At 46.9% G+C, this 14,992-nt stretch carries 15 protein-coding genes; 9 read left to right on the plus strand and 6 right to left on the minus strand.

Annotation, left to right across the window (positions count from 1 at the left end; all coding sequences use genetic code 11):
* Nucleotides 1-65 precede the first annotated feature (65 nt).
* The 4 genes from B0182_RS06070 to murA all read left to right on the plus strand — a co-directional run bounded on the left by B0182_RS06070 (nucleotide 66) and on the right by murA (nucleotide 3,383).
* Nucleotides 66-524 (plus strand): YraN family protein, encoded by a 459-nt coding sequence (locus B0182_RS06070; protein ID WP_158079646.1) that lies wholly within the window; start codon nucleotides 66-68, stop codon nucleotides 522-524.
* Nucleotides 525-552: 28 nt separating this feature from the next.
* Nucleotides 553-1,548, plus strand: a complete 996-nt coding sequence (locus tag B0182_RS06075; protein WP_078274063.1) for a BON domain-containing protein — start codon at nucleotides 553-555, stop codon at nucleotides 1,546-1,548.
* A 327-nt stretch (nucleotides 1,549-1,875) separates the two neighbouring features.
* Entirely contained in the window at nucleotides 1,876-2,118 is a 243-nt protein-coding gene (locus tag B0182_RS06080) for a BolA family protein (protein WP_078274064.1), read from the plus strand.
* A 2-nt stretch (nucleotides 2,119-2,120) separates the two neighbouring features.
* Entirely contained in the window at nucleotides 2,121-3,383 is a 1,263-nt protein-coding gene (murA, locus tag B0182_RS06085; protein WP_078274065.1) for a UDP-N-acetylglucosamine 1-carboxyvinyltransferase, read from the plus strand.
* A gap of 194 nt (nucleotides 3,384-3,577) precedes the next feature.
* Here murA and B0182_RS06090 read toward each other — a convergent pair whose 3' ends face one another.
* The 3 genes from B0182_RS06090 to B0182_RS06100 form a co-directional block, all read right to left on the minus strand.
* Nucleotides 3,578-4,552 (minus strand): tRNA dihydrouridine synthase, encoded by a 975-nt coding sequence (locus B0182_RS06090; protein WP_078274066.1) that lies wholly within the window; start codon nucleotides 4,550-4,552, stop codon nucleotides 3,578-3,580.
* Nucleotides 4,549-5,127 carry an aminoacyl-tRNA hydrolase gene (pth, locus tag B0182_RS06095; RefSeq protein WP_078274067.1) on the minus strand — a complete coding sequence of 193 codons (579 nt, stop codon included), beginning with the start codon at nucleotides 5,125-5,127 and terminating at the stop codon, nucleotides 4,549-4,551. Before pth ends, B0182_RS06090 begins: the two co-directional genes overlap by 4 nt.
* Before the next feature lie 69 nt (nucleotides 5,128-5,196).
* Nucleotides 5,197-5,811 (minus strand): 50S ribosomal protein L25/general stress protein Ctc, encoded by a 615-nt coding sequence (locus B0182_RS06100; protein WP_078274068.1) that lies wholly within the window; start codon nucleotides 5,809-5,811, stop codon nucleotides 5,197-5,199.
* A gap of 273 nt (nucleotides 5,812-6,084) precedes the next feature.
* On the opposite strand from B0182_RS06100, the gene putP reads away from it, so the two are divergent.
* Both putP and B0182_RS06110 read left to right on the plus strand, forming a co-directional pair.
* Nucleotides 6,085-7,593 carry a sodium/proline symporter PutP gene (putP, locus tag B0182_RS06105; RefSeq protein ID WP_078274069.1) on the plus strand — a complete coding sequence of 503 codons (1,509 nt, stop codon included), beginning with the start codon at nucleotides 6,085-6,087 and terminating at the stop codon, nucleotides 7,591-7,593.
* Between the two features lie 254 nt (nucleotides 7,594-7,847).
* Complete coding sequence (locus B0182_RS06110; RefSeq protein ID WP_078274070.1) at nucleotides 7,848-8,558, plus strand: SPOR domain-containing protein; 711 nt, start codon at nucleotides 7,848-7,850, stop codon at nucleotides 8,556-8,558.
* A gap of 61 nt (nucleotides 8,559-8,619) precedes the next feature.
* Here B0182_RS06110 and B0182_RS06115 read toward each other — a convergent pair whose 3' ends face one another.
* The 3 genes from B0182_RS06115 to B0182_RS06125 form a co-directional block, all read right to left on the minus strand.
* Nucleotides 8,620-9,000: a hypothetical protein gene (locus B0182_RS06115; protein ID WP_078274071.1), complete on the minus strand. Its 381-nt coding sequence runs from the start codon at nucleotides 8,998-9,000 to the stop codon at nucleotides 8,620-8,622.
* Nucleotides 9,001-9,104: 104 nt separating this feature from the next.
* Entirely contained in the window at nucleotides 9,105-10,406 is a 1,302-nt protein-coding gene (locus B0182_RS06120; protein WP_078274072.1) for a homoserine dehydrogenase, read from the minus strand.
* A gap of 235 nt (nucleotides 10,407-10,641) precedes the next feature.
* Complete coding sequence (locus tag B0182_RS06125; RefSeq protein ID WP_078274073.1) at nucleotides 10,642-11,496, minus strand: DsbC family protein; 855 nt, start codon at nucleotides 11,494-11,496, stop codon at nucleotides 10,642-10,644.
* A 197-nt stretch (nucleotides 11,497-11,693) separates the two neighbouring features.
* On the opposite strand from B0182_RS06125, the gene B0182_RS06130 reads away from it, so the two are divergent.
* From B0182_RS06130 to B0182_RS14275, 3 genes are all read left to right on the plus strand, one after another.
* On the plus strand, nucleotides 11,694-12,608 hold the full coding sequence (locus B0182_RS06130) for a DUF808 domain-containing protein (RefSeq protein WP_078274074.1): 915 nt from the start codon (nucleotides 11,694-11,696) through the stop codon (nucleotides 12,606-12,608).
* Nucleotides 12,609-13,110: 502 nt separating this feature from the next.
* A complete protein-coding gene (locus B0182_RS06135) occupies nucleotides 13,111-14,055 on the plus strand; it encodes an OmpA family protein (protein ID WP_078274075.1) in 945 nt (314 codons plus the stop codon).
* A gap of 77 nt (nucleotides 14,056-14,132) precedes the next feature.
* On the plus strand, nucleotides 14,133-14,992 hold an 860-nt coding region (locus tag B0182_RS14275), incomplete at its 3' end, for an Ig-like domain-containing protein (protein WP_158079647.1).

Consider the following 14,992-nt stretch of genomic DNA (forward strand, 5'->3'; position numbering starts at 1 on the left):
GGGGTTTATTTTACAGTTTAGGTTTTGTAAAATTTGTTATGCTAGCCCATTTGAGTGAGTACGCCATGAGAACTCTTGGAGACCATTATGAACAGCTCGCCCAAGCGTTTTTGAGACAGCAGGGGCTGACCATCATCACGACCAACTACACCGCACATCGCACAGGCGAGATTGACATCATCGCTTATCATGATGAGCCACGGCAGGCAGGCGGGGTGTGTCCGACGCTTGTGTTTGTGGAAGTCAAAATGCGTAAGATAAGCCCCAATGCTCGCTATGGGCAGGCGATAGAGACGGTAACACGTGCCAAACAAAACAAAATCATCAAGACGGCTGAGCATTTTTTGGCGTATGGCGATGAGTTTTTGCAAAATCTTGGACTCACTACCAGTCAAAAGCAAGCCTTGGCATATCGATTTGATGTGATTGCCTTTGATGTGCCACCAATAGGGCAGGCAGGACAAAAAAGTAATGAAAGTCAGACAAAAACCCATTGGCTAAGAAACGCCTTTTTGGTAGAATGAGAGCCAAACCGATTATTAGGAAGCATCCATGTCGTCTTTACCATCTATTAAAGTGCTTGTGGGCGTGATTGCCACCGCCATGCTCATGACCGCCTGTGCCACCCAAAACGCCAATACCAGCACCAACGCCAGCACAGGCTATTATGGCGTGCCTGCCATGTACCGCACCATCCCCGAGCGTATCAGCGATGAAGCCATCGAACGCACCAGTTATAAGAATCTGACCAACATTAGGGATGTGAGTGAGAATAATGTACGCATTGCCATTGACAGTTTTCGCCGTGAAGTACTGCTGACAGGCGAAGTACCAAGCCAGCAGGTCAAGGCAGACGTGGCGAATATGGTGGCGTCGATTAATGATGTCAAGCAAGTGTATGACAATCTAACCGTAACCAATACGCCCAAGGCTCAAAGCCACACCCTGCACGAAAACTACCTAAAATCAAAAATCATCGCCAAAATCGTGAGTGCAGGCGGTATCAGGTCGTCGCAGTACAAACTGGTGGTGCGAGACAACATGGCGTATGTGGTCGGATTTTTGACCGCTCAGCAAGAGCAGACGATTGTTAATATTATCTCATCGGTGCAGGACATAGAAGGGGTGCGAATGCTTGGCACACGCATAGATGGCGATACATCAGCTCTGCTTGCTTTGACAGGCGAGAATGTCGCCATTGATGACAATCCCAACGCGGGGGGCATGGTCTATGGTGGCAATGCAGTTGTTAATACACCTGCTAGTCCTGTTTATCCGAACGTGCCTACTAACTCTGTGTCAACCACGAGCTATCCGCAGAGCATGTACCCCAACACGCAAATTGCACCGACTGTGCCAACTCAGCCAAATACGGGTTATGCACCTGTCAATAATTATCCCATTAATACCCCTGTAAATAACTATCCTGCAAATAATTACCCTGTGAATAATCACGGCACACAAAATCGTGATATTCCTGTGATCAGAATGGAAGGTAACCCAACATCAAGCTATGTGAATCTGTATAACAATACCAGCAAGCCCTAACCAACAAATTTTAACAATGTGGTTAGGGCGTGCCGAATATTTATAACACAATTTAAACTTTAAAAAATTGTAAAATAAAAAGATATTTTGCATGAAAAATGGCTAAATCTTGTTTTTCTGCGTCAAAAACTGGTCTGATAAAATGACTATAGCCTCAAGTTTTTTCCTTGAAAAACGGGCGATTTTTCTCATTTTTCATTGCAAATATAAATATTCAACACGCCCTACTGTAAAAGCGGGAAATTTGATATAATAACCCGTTTTTACTTTTTTATCGGTAACATGATTTGATGGCGATAATATCGCCCAAAATATAGAGATTTTTTTATGAATGCAGATGACCTGATCGCCTTATTACGCCCCCATTTTCCAAGTGCTGAGATTCAAGCGGTCAATCAAGGCAATAAATTTGAAGTGCTTATCGTGGATGACAGCTTTGACGGTAAACGTCTGGTGCAACGCCAACAGGTGGTATACGCGATTGCCAATCCGCACATCCAAAGCGGAGCGATGCACGCCTTGACCATTCATGCCTTGACACCTGCCGAATACGAAGCCAAAAAGAGATAATCATGGACAAGTTTAAAATCATCGGTAAAACCCGTATCGCAGGCGAAGTTGCCATTTCTGGCTCAAAAAACGCTGCCCTGCCTTTATTGGCAGGTATGCTACTGCCCAATGACGAGACGGTGCTACACAACGTCCCCACCCTAAAAGACACCGACACACTCATCAAGCTCATCGCTGGCATGGGTGTTGCCATCAAAAAAGAAGGCAACACCGTCATCACAGACGCTCGCCACGTTGCCAACTATTATGCTCCGTATGAGCTGGTGCGTACCATGCGTGCATCTATCTTGGTGCTTGGGGCGTTGCTTGGGCGATTTGGTGAAGCCGAAGTCTCCTTACCAGGGGGCTGTTCTATCGGTTCACGCCCTGTTGATCAGCACCTAAAAGCCTTTGAAGCCATGGGAGCGAACATTAGTGTAGAAAATGGCTATGTCAAAGCAAAAGCCCCTGCTGGCGGACGTCTGATAGGTTGTGATTTTACCTTTGACATGATAACCGTTGGCGGTACAGAGAATGTCATCATGGCAGCGTCTCTGGCTTGTGGTACAACTCGCCTTGAAAACTGTGCCTGTGAGCCAGAAGTGGTGGATTTGGCAAATATGCTTGTCGCCATGGGGGCAAAGATTGACGGCATTGGTACGCCGACCATGATTATTGAAGGTGTGGAGAGCTTGCACGGTTGTGAATACAGCGTGATTGCCGACCGCATTGAGACGGGTTCATATCTGGCTGGGGCTTTGATGAGTGAAGGCGATGTCTTGACCACCAACACATCGGCTGAGCTTTTGCACCCTGTCCTAAAGAAATTTGAAGCCATGGGGGCAACCATTACCACAGGTGATGACTGGATTCGTGCTGTGATGACAGGCAGACCCAAGGCGGTGGACATTCGCACCCAAGTCCACCCCGGTTTTCCCACCGACATGCAAGCCCAGCTCATGGCAGTGTGCTGTTTGGCGGACGGCACGAGTACCATTATTGAAAACATCTTTGAAAACCGCTTTATGCACGTCCCTGAGCTAAACCGCATGGGGGCAAATATCCGCATTGACGGACATACCGCCATTGTTACGGGCGTGGATAGCTTTATGCCTGCTCCTGTTATGGCAACCGATTTGCGTGCGTCCATGTCGCTTGTCATGGCGGCGGCGTGTGCCGATGGCGAGAGTATCATCGACCGCATTTATCACATTGATAGAGGTTATGATAATGTGGAGAGCAAACTTAAATCGCTTGGGGTCAATATTGAGCGGATTAAGGGTTAAAAACTGTAATTACTAACAACTTCATTCTCAACTTAAAATAGCAACTTTTTGATTCCCCAGTAATTATTTTTTATTTATAGGGGTGAATTACATTCGCCCTTGATACATCAATCACTTATACAAAATTGAGAGTGGCGTAATAATAAAATAAAAGGGCGGTCTTGATGATTGCCCTTTTATTTTGGGTTTGTCAGCTAAGCAGGCGCCGACTGCGATAAGTGCGAGATAATCTGTGCCTTGTCCTTTTCTTTTTTGACAATATCCCACAGTTTATCTGCTTCATCATAGCCTTTGGTAAGCATACCGAGCCATTGTTTATAGCGACCGATGAGTCCGCTTTGGTTGTCGGTGGTGTCATTCAAAAAAGCGATTTGGTGGGGGATTAGCTCCGCCCATGTCAAGGTTTTGTCTGTATTTTCAATACTCGCCACAAGGTCTGGGCGAGTGACTGCCCCACGCCCTAGCATAAGATGTGGCGTGTTCGCCTGACGGATGCAGTCGTGGGCGTGAGTCGCATTCCAAATCTCGCCATTGGCAATAATGGGCAAACCAAGCTCGGTAAAAGGGGCGATTTTGTCCCAATAGGCAGGGGGCTTGTAGCCTTGTACTTTGGTGCGGGCGTGAATGGTAAGCCAGCTTGTATTCGCCTGTTTGACCGCTTGCCCGATGTCGCTCATTTTGCCCATATCGGTATAGCCTAGGCGGATTTTTGCCGATACAGGAATATGAGCGGGGACAGCCCCACGCACGGCAGAGATGATGGCGTACAGCGTATCAGGTTCATCAAGCAGTACCGAACCACCTTTGTGGTTATTGACCGTTTTGGCAGGGCAACCAAAATTTAAATCTATCGCACACGCCCCAAGCGACACCGCTGTAACGGCACTTTGGCTCATGGTGTCAGGGTTGTTGCCCAGTAGCTGAACATGAATGGGCGTGCCACTTGCTGTCTTACCGTCCGTGAGTAGCTCTGGCACATATTTATAGAACACATGGGCAGGCAAGGGATAATGCGTGACACGAATAAACTCACTCACTGACCAATCATAAGGGCGACCCAAATCATGAGCAATCTGTGTCAAGATCTGTCTCATGAGTGGGTCGGTCAAGCCCTCCATCGGGGCGAGCAGACGGACAGGGTGGGCGAACAAATGGGCAAAAACACTCATGTTGGCTTAAACCCATTGGCAAGACTGATGGCTTTTTGTTCATCGCCTTTGATGAGTAGCTCTAAGGCGTCAATGCCACACTCTATCGCCTTATCTATACTAATGCGGTCATCGGACGTGGGTTTTGACAGTACCCAACCGCTGACCTGTGATGAGTGAGCAGGTCTGCCAATGCCGACACGCAGTCGCCAAAAGTCCGCTCCGATGTGGGGGGCGATGTCCTTTAAGCCGTTGTGTCCGCCATGCCCCCCGCCCTTTTTTAGGCGTAGGCTACCTGCCGAGATGTCAAGCTCATCATGAGCGATGAGTATCTCATGGGGGGCGATGTTATAGAATTTGGCAAGGGGGGCGACCGCCAGTCCTGAGCGGTTCATGAATGTATCAGGGGTCAGTAGGCGGACATCTTGTCCGTGTATCGTGCCACGCCCGACACTGCCATGGAATTTTTTGTCATGGGTGAGCGTGATGCCAAATTTGTCGCACAAAGCGTCCACGAACCAAAAGCCTGCGTTATGGCGAGTGTCTTTGTATTCTGCACCGACATTGCCCAGACCGACGATGAGTTTTATCATGATTGCCCCATAGATGATGAAATAAACAAAAAGCCAATAGATGACCCATTGGCTTTTGTTGAGAGTGACGACTTATTCAGCGTCTGTGCTCTCTTCGTTGGTTTCGCTGTCAGCAGAAACAGTTGGTGCTTGTACGCTAACCACAACACGGTCGGTGGCGTTGCTGTCAAGCTCAATGATGGTAATGCCATCGGCAAGTTTGATGTCAGAGAAGCGTAGTAGGTCGCCGATTTCTAGGTCGGTCACGTCCACTTCGATAGCTTCTGGCAGTTGGCGTGGCAAGCAGTTGATGTGTAGCTCGGTCACGTTGGTTTGTAGGATACCACCTGCTTTAATGCCTTTGGCAGTACCAGTGAAGTGTACAGGCACGGTAAAGTGCATGGTTTGACCACGAACAACACGTTGGAAGTCTACGTGAAGTGGTGTGCCTTTTGAAGGGTGGCGTTGTAGAGCCTTAATGATGACTTCTTGGTCATTACCATCAATGGCAAGTGTGGTCACGCTTGAAAAGAAGCTCTCGTCTTGTAGGGCTTTCACCAGTTCGTTTAGCTTAACGCTCACAGATAGTGGCTTAGCATCACCGCCATAAACGATGGCAGGGATAAGATTGGCTTTACGCAGGCGGCGGCTCGAACCTTTGCCCTGCTCGTCGGCAGCACGTGCTACCGTAGTTAGAGTATAGCTCATAAGGATTTCCTATATTAAAAGGCTACAAAAATGATGATTTTCGACCAATCATCATACAAAAGTGCAAAAGAATTTGCAAAATGGCGAACTATTATAAGCCAGTTTGGGCGATGTGGCAAGTGGTTTTTGCAAATCAGCCAAACCATTTGCTAATACCTGATAATTTTTATAAAAATAACAAGTGTTTAAATAAGGTGCACCCCATTTGCAAATGAATTTAATTTTGTTATAATCGCTTGTTACTTTTTTGTTAAACAATGTAAGGAGTGTGTCATGGACGCTGTAACATCAGGCGGGGCGGGCGTATGGATTTCGCTGTCAATTTATTTTTTGGGCATGATTGCCATTGGGGTGTATGCCTATTTTAAACAAAAAAAAGATGTCGAAGGCTATATGCTCGGTGGGCGTAACTTATCGCCTGCGGTAACGGCACTCTCGGCGGGGGCGTCTGATATGTCGGGCTGGCTACTGCTGGGGTTACCTGGTTATATGTATGCGTCAGGCATTGTGAGTTTGTGGATAGCAGGGGGGCTGACGGTCGGGGCATTTGCCAACTATCTGCTCGTTGCCCCACGTCTGCGTGTGTACACCGAAGTGGCAGGTAATGCCATTACTTTGCCCGACTTTTTTGCCAATCGCTTTGATGATAAAACGCACCTACTTCGTATGGTTTCTGCCATCGTGGTCATCATGTTCTTTACGGTCTATACGGCGGCAAGTCTGGTTGGAGGCGGTAAGCTTTTTGAAAGCTCGCTCGGGCTTGATTATGGCTTGGGTCTGTGGGTGACGGCAGGCGTGGTCGTGGCGTATACGCTCTTTGGCGGATTTTTGGCGGTGTCCTTGACTGACTTTGTCCAAGGGGTGATTATGCTCATTGCCATGCTGCTGGTGCCGTTTGTCGCCTTCAATGAAATCGGCGGTATCAGTGCTGGCATGGACGTGGCACGTTCTGTGAACCCTGAGCTGTTTAACATCATGAGTGGCGTGAGTGTCATGGGGGCGATTTCGCTAGCAGCGTGGGGTCTGGGCTATTTTGGACAGCCACACATCATCGTGCGGTTTATGGCGATTCGCTCGGTTAAGGACGTGCCTGTGGCGTGCGGTATTGGCATGGGCTGGATGATATTGAGCTTGATTGGGGCATTGTTTGTTGGTGTGTCGGGCGTGGCATATATCCATAATAAGGGCATGAACCTAGATGACCCTGAGACAGTTTTCTTGGTGTTCTCACAGCTTTTGTTTCATCCGCTCATCGGTGGCTTCTTGCTGGCGGCGATATTGGCGGCGATTATGAGTACCATTTCTAGTCAGCTACTGGTGGTGTCAAGCTCTCTTGCCCGTGATGTGTACAAGCTGTTTTTGGATAAAGAAGCGTCCGAATCCCGTCAAATCATGGTCGGGCGTATCTCGGTGGTACTGGTGGCGGTGCTTGCAATTATGCTGGCAGGGGACAAAGACAGCTCGGTGTTAAAGATGGTCTCGCACGCGTGGGCAGGTTTTGGGGCGGCGTTTGGTCCGTTGGTGCTACTCTCGCTTATGTGGAAACGCATGAACTACCAAGGGGCTTTGGCAGGCATGATTGTCGGGGCATTGACCGTCATCGTCTGGGTGTATGGGGGTATTACGATTGGCGGACAGCCTGCCAATGACGCCATTTATTCCATCATGCCTGGCTTTGTGCTGAGTACCATTGCGACCGTGGTTGTCTCACTTTTGACCCCACCGCCCAGTGCCAAGATTATGGGCGAATTTGATGAGATGGAACGCCAGTTAAAGGCTTAAAATAAAAATACCCTAATATTCTGTTGGGCATCTTGTGGTGTGATTTACCCAAAACCCAAAAAGTTTATCAGCTTTTGGGGTTTTGGGTATTTTTTGGCAAAATGGCAGGCGAGCTTAACAAGTTTTGTCCTTAGATGACATGCGTTAAAAAATGTTACAATATTTTTATAAAAATTTTTTAAAAAAATGATTATACTAAAAGTATTTACCAAAAAATAAATAGCCAACCACAAACAACCATAAAAAGGTATTCTATGCCCCAAAGACCTTATAACAAACCAATCAGTCGTGAACAAAAAGTTCGTACGTCATCAGGGCTTATCAGCCTGCTTTGGATGTTTGTGGGGGCGGTGATTGCGGTGATGATAGGATTTTTCTTATACTTATCGCCTTTGTTTGATAGTTTTAAGACAGAGGTAGAAGTCAATCCGCCTACCAAAGTTGAGCCATTGCCACAAAAAGAGCAAGCAAATAACTATGAGTTTTATGAAGTGCTACCAACACGGGAATTTCATACAGGGGAGAATGTGGCAGGGGGTGAGCCAGTGACAGATGAGGCGACCATAACTGAGCAACCTGAGGTTAAGCCTGATGCGGTGGTCATTTCTGACAGCCATCAAGAGAATGACAATGTAAGTGGTACTAACGAGACGGAAATAGCCATCACCGAAGAAGATGCTACCTATGAAGGTGAGTCAACTTCTGGCAACATTGAGATAACGGCTCATAAGAATACTTATATCTTACAAATTCGCAGTTATGACAACCCCGATGAAGCTGACCGCATGCGTGCTGAGGTCATGATGTCGGGTATAGATGCTCGGGTCATCAAGCGTGTGGATGACGGCATGGAGCTGTATCAAGTCATCTCCAATACCATGAACTCTAAGGAAGAAGCACTGTCTGCCAGCAGAAGATTGAGTAATAACGGCATTGATTCGCTTGTGGTGGAGCAAAGACGTTAAGTTTATAAGAGAATGCCATAAAGAAAATACCGCCTGCTTGTGACAGGCGGTATTTTTATGATTATTGTTTGGTTTCGGTGTCGGCAGGAGCGGTTTCTTTTGCTGTTGCTGTTTCAGCGGGGGCAGGAGCTTCGGCAACAGCCATGGTCTCTGCCATCTTTGTGCTTGCTGGCTTCGCCGTTTCTGTCGTCTCAGGAGTGGCTGTGGTGGTTTCTGCTACATCAGTAGCGGGGGCGACCGATGCATCTGACGCTCCACCAACACCACCCATTGTGGGCTGTCCGTGGTCGTCAAATTTCACTTCTTCGGCTTTTGGGGCGTTGGCTTTGGCATTTGCCTCGGCTTCTTCTAGTTTGTCCACGGCTTTTGGGTTGTTATGACCCCCGCAGGCACTAAGTAGTAGGCTTGTGCTGATGATGGCGGTAAATAATTTGGCTTTCATGAGAACTCCTAACGGATGACTATTCAAATAATGCTATTATGCCACAAATGGTAGGGAATTGACAATTTGTAATCTTGCACTCTGCCATTTGTGGTTTGGCTTTATTATTCTAAACTTTCTAGGCGGATACGCACCACAGGCTCGGTGACCGCCCCAAGGGTTTCTATCTCTTTGATGGCTTTGTTCATCTGTGATTCAAGTACGGGCAAGGTCAAGATGATGACAGGTACAAGCCCTGATTTGTGAGCGTCACGTTGCATGATGGCATCAATATTAATGCCGTTTTCACTCAGAATGCGAGTGGTGTCAGCCAGTACGCCCAGCTCATCTTTGACCGTCAAGCGCAGATAGTAGCCACAGGTCATCTCATCGCTAGATAGGATGCGAGTGTCGGACAGCTCTTCGGGGACGAACGCCAAATGTGGTACGTCGCTTGGGGTGTTGGCATTGATGACATAAATCAAATCCATGACATCCGCCATGACTGCCGATGCCGTCGCCCCCGCTCCTGCACCATCGCCATAATACAACGACTGCCCCAGCGGGTGAGCGTCTACCATGACGGCATTTTTTACGCCATTGACATTGGCAAGTAGGGTGCTGTTGGGGATGAGCGTGGGATGGACACGTAGCTCAAAGCCGTGTTCACGACGAAACGCAAAGCCGAGATGCTTGATGGTGTAGCCAAGCTCTTTGGCGTAGACCACGTCTTGCAAGTTAATTTTGGTGATGCCTTCACAGTACACTTTGTTAAACTGCAAAGGAATGCCAAAGGCAATCGATGCCAACAAGGACAGCTTATGAGCGGCGTCAATACCTTCAACGTCAAAGGTGGGGTCAGCTTCGGCATAGCCTAGGGCTTGGGCTTCTTTTAGTACGTCGCCAAAACGACGGTTTTTTTGTTGCATTTCAGTTAGGATAAAGTTGCCCGTGCCATTGATGATGCCTGCCACCCAGTCCACTTTGTTGGCGGCTAGGGCTTCACGGATGATTTTGATAATCGGAATGCCACCTGCCACCGCCGCTTCATAACGCACCTGTACGCCATGCTCTTCGGCAAGCCCAAAAATCTCATTGCCATGTTCGGCAAGTAAGGCTTTGTTGGCGGTGACGACGTGTTTTTTGTGTTCGATGGCGTGGATGATGACGTCTTTGGCGACGCTCTTACCGCCAATCACTTCGATGACGATGTCCACATCATCATCGGCGGCGATTGACATCAAATCATCGCTTTGTTTGATGGTAGGGTCAATGTCATCTCGCCGCCTCCTTGTGCCGACGTGAGTGATACAGATGTCATGACCGCTACGGCGAGACAGCTCAACGGCGTTGTCTTTTAGTAGGTTGACCACGCCTGTACCAACTGTTCCCAGACCCAAAACCGCAATGTTAATTTTATCTTTCATGAATGCCCCAACTGGTTATCTATAACAAAAATTGACGGTAAAACCGAATTGCTTAACTTATCATAAGTTCATGGCTTATGCTAGGGGTTTGTAAAAATTTTTATGGGTTTTGTCAAAATTTTTTGTAAAAATTGTAACAGGTGATGGGATTTGATGAGTGTGGTGATTTGTTTTTAAAATCTTATAAAAAAGGGCTAAAACCGAGCCCTTTTGTTTGTTATTTATAAATTAACCATCAACGGTTGGCAATAGCCTCTTTGGCAAGCTCAGCCGATGGCAGATAGCCCCCAAGCTGTTTTCCATTTTCGGCAAAGATGGCAGGCGTGCCTGACACGCCCAGCTTATGACCGAGTACCATGTGTTTTCGCACGGGGTTGTCACAGCTTGGAGCGGTGACGTCTTTGCCTTGTTTGGCATTGCTTAGGGCGGTTTGGCGGTCACTGCTACACCACACGCTCTCGGTCAGACCTATCATAGACTCGCCACGAGGCCATGCCAGATAGCGAACTTCGATACCAGCGGCATTGGTTTGGTCAATCTCTTTGTGTAGAAGTTGGCAATAATGACAAGTGGGGTCTGAGAAAACATAGATGGACGCTTTGGTCTCGCCTTTGGCAGGGAAGATAATCATTTCAGATTTGTCCACGGCTTGTAGCTCGGAGACGACCGCTTTTGACATCATGGCACCACTGATGTCCACAGGTCTGCCATCGCCCAGCTTCATGACCGCACCTTGAATGACGTACGTGCCAGTTTTATCAACAAAAAATGGCGAAACGCCATCCAAAGTCGCCCAGTACATCTCGGGCATGTCGGTTGGGACGACGGACTGAACCTGAGCGTTCAGACCTGATTTGTTTAGGTTGTTTTGTAGAGCAAGGGCGACATCGGGCTGATGGTTGGGGTCGTCATTTTGGGCAGGGGTGTTGTCCACTGGCTCGGTGCTTGTTTCTTGGGTTTGGTCAGTGGCAGTTGCCGTGCTGTCCGTTTTCTTGTTGTTCGTTTTGTTGTCTTGGTTGCACCCGACCAGCAGTAGGGCGGTCATGGCGACGGTTAAAGCGGTGTGTGATAGGGTGGGTTTGATGGTCATGATGATAAATGATAAAAGAAAAAAGGGTTATTATACCAAACTTTATCAATTTGCCTAATGATTTTATTGATTAAAAAAATCAAAATCAGTATTTTGTTTTGCCAGTCAAAAATGCCGCAAAACTACAAAATCACTAAGGAAAGTTTGGTGGCTTATGCTAAACTACGCTCTTTATTAAGACAGGCAATAGGGTAACTATGGCAGGCAGTTTGCTGATACTACTAGATGACATTGCAACCTTGCTAGATGACGTGTCAATATTAACAAAGGTCGCCGCCAAAAAGACGGCAGGTGTGTTGGGCGATGATTTGGCATTAAACGCCCAGCAAGTAACAGGCGTGCGTGCCGACCGTGAGCTTGCGGTGGTGTGGGCGGTGGCAAAGGGGTCATTTATCAATAAATGTATCCTTGTGCCAGCAGCTCTTGCCATCAGTGCGGTGGCGGCGTGGCTCATCACACCTTTACTTATGATTGGTGGGCTGTTTTTGTGCTATGAAGGCTCAGAGAAAGTCATTCATAAATTCGCCCCCAAGCTCTTACCCCATGACTTAGACGATGAAGACGCTCATCAGGCACGCCTAGAAGCCAACGCCAACGATGAAGATTTGGTGGCGTTGGAGCAGGACAAAATCAAAGGAGCGATTCGCACCGACTTTATTTTGTCGGCAGAGATTGTGGTTATCTCGCTTGGGGTAATGACAGCGACGACCTTTATGATCAAAGCCTTGGCACTATCTGCCATTGCCATTTTGATGACAGTGGGGGTGTACGGACTGGTGGCGATGATTGTCAAAATGGACGATGTGGGTATGCATTGGGCGGCACAACCTGACCCTGCCAAACAAAAAATGGGTAACCTGCTCCTTGCCTTTGCCCCCAAACTCATGAAATTCCTATCTATCGCAGGTACGCTTGCCATGTTCTTGGTTGGTGGCGGTATTTTGGTGCATGGCGTGGATATACTACATCATCAAGCCGAGCATTTGTCGCACTTTTCGGGCATGTTTGACGGTCTGACCGAGACCATCTATAATGGCGTGGTGGGCTTTATCGCAGGCTGTCTGGTTGTGGCGTTGGTGGTGATGCTTAAAAAAGTCAAAGGTGGGCATTGAACCGTTGGTTTGTTATTTTGTTTTGTGATGTAAGTAGTGTGTCTGTCTGATGGTGTCCTAAAGATATGATGAAAAGGTCAGATGTATCCTTTGCTATCATCATTACAAACACCAAAGTCAGGCATGCTTAGATGGTTGTTGATTTCATGAAGTCATTGCAGGCTAGTCGGTAATGACTTTTGTGTTTGCAATAATAGAAGTAGTTTTATTGCGAACTGGTAACATTTTCTTAATATTATATCTGTAGAATGTTACATAGATTGGCATGAATCTTGCGGTACTAATAAATACAATCGTTTTTTGACAGACAATTGTTTTATTTTGTTATTTTATATCAAAATAAAACACAAAAAATTACGATGACTGTACTTTTTTATGGTGTCAACATTAAGCCTGATTTGGTGGTTTGTGCTAAACTATAGGCAAGGTTTGTGTTATATCATCTTCAATCTTTTTATGACACCAGAAACAAGAATTGTTATTAATTCTCACAGGAGAGATTATGAAATTTACTAAAATTACCTTGTGTCTAGCCATGCTCGGTGCGATGTGTGGCACAACCACGGCTCATGCTGTTCGTATTATTGATAAGGAAAATACAAAAGCTGTCGGTCATGTTAAATGGCATAAAGAAGCGAGTGTGGATGCAGACAGTGTTATTAATGCCAATGTCCCAGACAATGCCACTAACTTGGTTTTTATTCGTCAAGCTGACCTTGATCCGCTACAAACCAGTACCAATATTGCTGTTAACGACCGTTTTCAGGTAAGTCTGCAACCAGGTAATCACAGTCAAGTTTACTCCTGTGCTGGCATTAACGTACTAAGCTCAGACATCACTGGTGTTAAACACAATGACTTATATATTAATAACCAGACGCACAACCTAGCCGGTGGTGCAACATACTATTTCTATCTAGAAGTGGATGAGCAGGGCAAATCTACTCTAAAACAGGTTGATAATGACAGTGCTAAAGCACTTCTAGAAAACACCAACCGTCAAGCACACCAAATCAGCCGTGTGGTACCAAACTGCCCAGCACCTGCCACGCCACCACCGCCAAAACCAGTTCCAGCTCCTATCGTTGAAGCTCCAGCGAAGCGAACGCTTGCCATCGAGCTCGAAGTGCTTTTTGATACCGACAAACACTTTGTCAAATCTAAGTATCACGAAGAGATTAAACGTGTTTCTGATTTTATGCAACAGCATCCACATGCTACTGTAGTCATCGAAGGTCATACCGACAGCCGTGCCAGTGAGGCTTATAACCAAGCTCTATCTGAGCGTCGTGCCAAGGCGGTTAAGGATGTATTGGTTAAGACCTATGGTGTTGACGAATCGGTTGTTACCACCGAAGGTCATGGAGAACTAAGACCACGTGCCACTAACGACACTGCTGAAGGTCGTCAGCTTAACCGTCGTGTGATGGCTGTGTTTACTTACTGATAACACCTTTCATTATATTCACTAAGGTTGGTGGTTAATAATACCTACCAACATAACTAGATAAAAAGAGAATAATTATGGTACCAGTTACTGCAAAAAATGTCACCATCAAAGTTCACAGCCATGTGGAGCAAATTAAAGAGTTGACCCTTGCCACACATGATGGTCAGCCTGATGTGATTAAAGCTGATAAAAATGTCAACTATGAGTTTTTTGACCACTCTATCGGACGTGCTCCCAACCATATCATTGCCAAGCGTAAAGGCAAAGACCTGCACGTTTCTTTTGAGCGTGAAGGGCAAAATGACGACCTTATCATCGAAGGGTTCTTTGAGGATGAAGATAAGGCTCTTATCGGTGTTGCCGAAGATGGTCACTACTACTACTATATTCCTGATACCGGTGAGGTGGCAGATTATGTCACTCAGCTTCAAGACGCTGACGTAGAAGGTCAGGCACTAGGTGGCGAGCATCATCTAACCCCACTATGGCTCATGTTGCCCACTGGTACTTTCCCATGGTGGCCACTACTTGGTTTGGGTGTGATTCCTTTTTTAGGTAAGGATGACGATGATAAACCTGCCCCGGCACCAGATAGTGTTATTTCTACCACTAACGATTCTGAAAGAGGCGATGCTGACAACCCCGTGCGTGTCAATGTACTAAAGAATGATGCGGATAATGCCGTACCAGAGACGTTGAGACTAATCGATCCAAAAACTGGACGCCCGACAACTGAAAAAGTTGTTGTATCAGGTCAGGGCACTTGGGAGCTTGACCCGAAAGAGCCAGGTGTGGTTATCTTTACCCCAGAGAAAGGGTATAATGGCAATCCAACACCTATTAACTATGTGGTCAAAAATAAAGAGGGTAAAGAGAGTCAGCCCACCCCAGTTTTTATTATTTATGATGCATCAACCACGCCCGACACCAAACC

This window comes from Moraxella bovis (genome assembly GCF_002014975.1).
Taxonomy (GTDB): Bacteria; Pseudomonadota; Gammaproteobacteria; order Pseudomonadales; family Moraxellaceae; genus Moraxella; species Moraxella bovis.

Bases quoted from the DNA above. Each gene is read 5' to 3' on its own strand.
- B0182_RS06070 (WP_158079646.1), top strand. From the start codon at position 66: ATGAGAACTCTTGGAGACCATTATGAACAGCTCGCCCAAGCGTTTTTG.
- B0182_RS06075 (WP_078274063.1), top strand. From the start codon at position 553: ATGTCGTCTTTACCATCTATTAAAGTGCTTGTGGGCGTGATTGCCACC.
- B0182_RS06080 (WP_078274064.1), top strand. From the start codon at position 1,876: ATGAATGCAGATGACCTGATCGCCTTATTACGCCCCCATTTTCCAAGT.
- murA (WP_078274065.1), top strand. From the start codon at position 2,121: ATGGACAAGTTTAAAATCATCGGTAAAACCCGTATCGCAGGCGAAGTT.
- B0182_RS06090 (WP_078274066.1), bottom strand. From the start codon at position 4,552: ATGAGTGTTTTTGCCCATTTGTTCGCCCACCCTGTCCGTCTGCTCGCC.
- B0182_RS06100 (WP_078274068.1), bottom strand. From the start codon at position 5,811: ATGAGCTATACTCTAACTACGGTAGCACGTGCTGCCGACGAGCAGGGC.
- putP (WP_078274069.1), top strand. From the start codon at position 6,085: ATGGACGCTGTAACATCAGGCGGGGCGGGCGTATGGATTTCGCTGTCA.
- B0182_RS06110 (WP_078274070.1), top strand. From the start codon at position 7,848: ATGCCCCAAAGACCTTATAACAAACCAATCAGTCGTGAACAAAAAGTT.
- B0182_RS06115 (WP_078274071.1), bottom strand. From the start codon at position 9,000: ATGAAAGCCAAATTATTTACCGCCATCATCAGCACAAGCCTACTACTT.
- B0182_RS06120 (WP_078274072.1), bottom strand. From the start codon at position 10,406: ATGAAAGATAAAATTAACATTGCGGTTTTGGGTCTGGGAACAGTTGGT.
- B0182_RS06125 (WP_078274073.1), bottom strand. From the start codon at position 11,496: ATGACCATCAAACCCACCCTATCACACACCGCTTTAACCGTCGCCATG.
- B0182_RS06130 (WP_078274074.1), top strand. From the start codon at position 11,694: ATGGCAGGCAGTTTGCTGATACTACTAGATGACATTGCAACCTTGCTA.
- B0182_RS06135 (WP_078274075.1), top strand. From the start codon at position 13,111: ATGAAATTTACTAAAATTACCTTGTGTCTAGCCATGCTCGGTGCGATG.